We start from the raw sequence: 3,404 nt of genomic DNA on the forward strand, positions 1-3,404 counted from the left end.
TGAGGTTTAGCGTTGTAATTATGAGGTTTAGCGTTGTAATTACAGGGTTTTCGGACATTTTCCCCCATCAGGTTTTTTCTTCAGATTGATGATCATTTTCCTCTTCGCACTTTTTGCTATTTTTGATTCCTAATATATCTCCCGACTACGCAAAACATGAATACTCACTTTTACATTTCTGAATAATAAAGTTGTTGTGTCGCTAATTTAACGCAAATATAATTGATAATAGTTCTCACTTGCGTTACAAGTTTGTTGTCAAAGCAATGACAGACTTTAAATTATCGTTATTTAGCCGTTGTGTACGCCCCATGCTCATCTATGAGTAATGTGACTTTTATTGTCATGAGTGGTGGTTTGTATCCTTGGCAAAGGAAGACACATGAAGAAAACAATCAATTCAGTTCGTCAGTTATTGGGTGGGCTTGCTATCGCTCTTGCATCATCATTGATAATGACCGCTCAAGCGGAAACAATCACTATTGAACACGTAAAGGGCACGGTGCAGTTTACCGAAGTACCACAGCGCGTTGTAGTACTTGGCTTTGGTAGCTTAGATGTGCTTGATCAGATTGGTATACAGCCAGTTGGCGCGCCTCACAGCCTAATGCCTGACTATCTAGCTTCGTACAAAGATACGACGGCAAATACGGGCTCATTGAGTGAACCTGATTTTGAAGCTATCTACATGCTGAAGCCTGACATCATCATTGCCGAAAACCGTATGCTTAAGGTTTACGATCAACTAGCAAAAATAGCTCCGACCATCATGTTCTCTATTGAAGGTGACAAATACTGGGCTGATGCTCAGCAAAACTGGCGCGCGTTAGGCAAGCTCTTCGGTAAGCAAGCTAAAGTAGAAGCGCTCATTAAAGAGACTCAAGCGTCTATCACGGCGGTTAACGACAAAGTCGCGTCTGACGAAACGTCAGCAATGATGCTAATGAACAACGGCAACAACATTGCGATGTTCAATAAGGGCAGTCGCTTCTCAATCATCTTTGATGACTTTGGCTTTGTGGAGTCAAAGAGTGCGACAGTGGCTCCGATTAAAGGGAATCACGGCAATCTAATCTCGTTTGAATATATTGCTGACGCAAAACCTGAAGTGCTTTACGTGCTTGACCGCGAAAAAGCGATCGGTAAGTCAGAAGGGCGCGCACAACAGCTGTTTGACAACCCACTGGTTGCAGCAACACCTGCAGCGCAGCAAGGCAACATCGTTTACCTTGATTCAAGTGCTTGGTATCTGGTAGGTGGCGGCGTAACAGCGATTCACAGAATGTTGGGTGACATTGAACGTACGATTCAATAGTTACTAGTCATCAGATTCTCGGGCTTATAAGAGTGTTCTTATAAGCCCTTTTTCACTTTTTTATACGGTCTCCCCGATCCTACCTTTAGTATTACTTCTATGTTAAAACCCATTGCAGCTGCTGTATTTCTTGTTGTGTTATGCGTTGCGTCATTAATGATTGGAGTCGCTGAGATCAGTTTTAGCGATTTTTTCAATGGCAACCAACACGCCAACTCTATTTATGTTGTTAGTCGGATCCCTCGACTGTTCGCGATTGTGCTTGCCGGTGCTGGCTTGAGTGTTGCTGGCTTGATAATGCAACAGATTGTTCAGAATAAGTTTGCTGCACCTTCTACGATGGGCACGATTGATTGCGCCATGTTGGGGTACATCGTCGGTATTCTGGTGCTGGGTAATGCCGCTCAATGGAGCTACTTAGGCTTTATCTTTGCGTTTGCGGTGTTAGGCACCATGCTATTGGTCCGCTTTCTACAACACTTGAAGTTCAAGAATGCGGTGTTGGTACCTTTGATTGGCATCATGTATGGCAACGTTATTTCCTCTCTAACAACCTTTATCGCTTACAAATACGATTTAGTACAAACCATGTCAGCTTGGACGATGGCGAACTTTGCGAGTGTATTGCAAGGCAGCTATGAAATCCTTTACCTCGCGGTTCCTGCATGTGTGTTGGCTTATTACTTTGCGAGTCAGTTCAGTGCGGCAAGTATTGGTGAAAGCTTCGCAAAAAACATTGGCCTCAATTATCAGAAGATCGTCTTCATTGGTGTGGCATTGGTTGCTATCTGCGCCTCTTCTGTAGTGATGATCGTCGGTGTTATCCCATTCCTTGGCCTTATCGTGCCGAATATCGTGTCGCTGATGATGGGCGATAACATGAAGAAGATTCTGCCTTGGACAGCCTATTGGGGCGTGATCTTGGTATTGGTTTGTGACTTGTTAGCTCGAATCGTCATCTTCCCTTATGAGATACCAATCTCGATGGTAATCAGCATCTTTGGTGGCTTGATTTTTATCTACCTAATCATGAGAGACAAGTCGAATGCGTGATTCAGTAAAAATTGCGATTCTGGCTATCGCGTCTTTGGGGATGGCGGCAGTATTTGTGGGGCAAGGACTTACGTGGGATAACTACGAGTTCTTCTTATCTTTGCGACTACCAAAACTGCTGTCGATTGTGTTGGCGGCGGTGGCGATCTCTGCATCGTCATTGGTGTTCCAAACCATCACTAATAATCGAATTCTAACCCCATCCATCTTGGGCTTTGACAGTCTGTATATGCTGGTTCAAACGGTGCTTCTGTTTGTGTTTGGCAGTACCAGTTTCTGGGTGATTGATTCAATCGCAAACTTTTCATTGTCTGTGACTGTGATGATCTTGTTCTCGTTTGCGCTGTTCCATTTTTACTTCAAGAGCAAGCGAAACAACGTATTTACACTGTTGTTGATTGGTATTGTGTGCGGCAGCGTATTCTCAAGCTTGGCTAACTTCCTTGCGATGTTGATTGACCCGAACGAGTTTGCCGTGCTGCAAAATGTGATGTTCGCGAGCTTCAATAACGTGAAAGGTGAACTGGTTTACCTCAGCCTTATTCCACTGGGTTTGAGCTTGCTTGGCCTGTGGTTGTTGGCTCCCAAGCTTGATGTGCTTTGGCTTGGTGTTGATAACGCGACAAGCTTGGGCGTTAACACCAAGCGATTGACTCAGATTACCTTAGTGATTGTGTCAGTGATGGTCGCAGTATCGACGGCTTTGGTTGGCCCTGTGCTGTTCTTTGGTTTAATCACCGTGAGCTTAGCTCGTCAGATATTCAAATCTTATCAACATCGTGTGCTTATCATCGCGAGCAGTTTGTTAGCGGTCGTTCTATTGGTTTCAGGCCAATGGTTCATTGAAAAAGTAATGGCGTTTGAAACCACTGTGAGCGTGATCATTAACTTGGTCGGCGGTTTGTATTTTATGTTCTTGTTGTTACGCACCAGAATTCAGTAAAGGTAATAAGTAGTGATTAAATTAACAGGTTTGAGTAAGAAGTATGGCAAGACACTTGTGGTGGATGATGCCAGTGCCATGTTCCCTAAAGGG

3 protein-coding genes and 1 pseudogene are annotated in these 3,404 nt (G+C 44.0%); all 4 read left to right on the forward strand.

What is annotated here, in order from left to right:
* Positions 1-382 precede the first annotated feature (382 nt).
* Positions 383-1,315 carry a siderophore ABC transporter substrate-binding protein gene (locus AB4653_RS11115; protein WP_029223728.1) on the forward strand — a complete coding sequence of 311 codons (933 nt, stop codon included), beginning with the start codon at positions 383-385 and terminating at the stop codon, positions 1,313-1,315.
* Positions 1,316-1,414: 99 nt separating this feature from the next.
* Entirely contained in the window at positions 1,415-2,368 is a 954-nt protein-coding gene (locus AB4653_RS11120) for an ABC transporter permease (protein ID WP_009844852.1), read from the forward strand.
* Entirely contained in the window at positions 2,361-3,311 is a 951-nt protein-coding gene (locus AB4653_RS11125) for an iron chelate uptake ABC transporter family permease subunit (protein ID WP_012600923.1), read from the forward strand. The genes AB4653_RS11120 and AB4653_RS11125 overlap by 8 nt, the downstream gene beginning before the upstream one ends.
* Before the next feature lie 12 nt (positions 3,312-3,323).
* A pseudogene (locus AB4653_RS11130) lies at positions 3,324-3,404 on the forward strand (siderophore ABC transporter ATP-binding protein); the annotation flags it as partial.

Source organism: Vibrio sp. 10N.222.48.A3 (assembly GCF_041475345.1).
Taxonomy (GTDB): Bacteria; Pseudomonadota; Gammaproteobacteria; order Enterobacterales; family Vibrionaceae; genus Vibrio; species Vibrio tasmaniensis_A.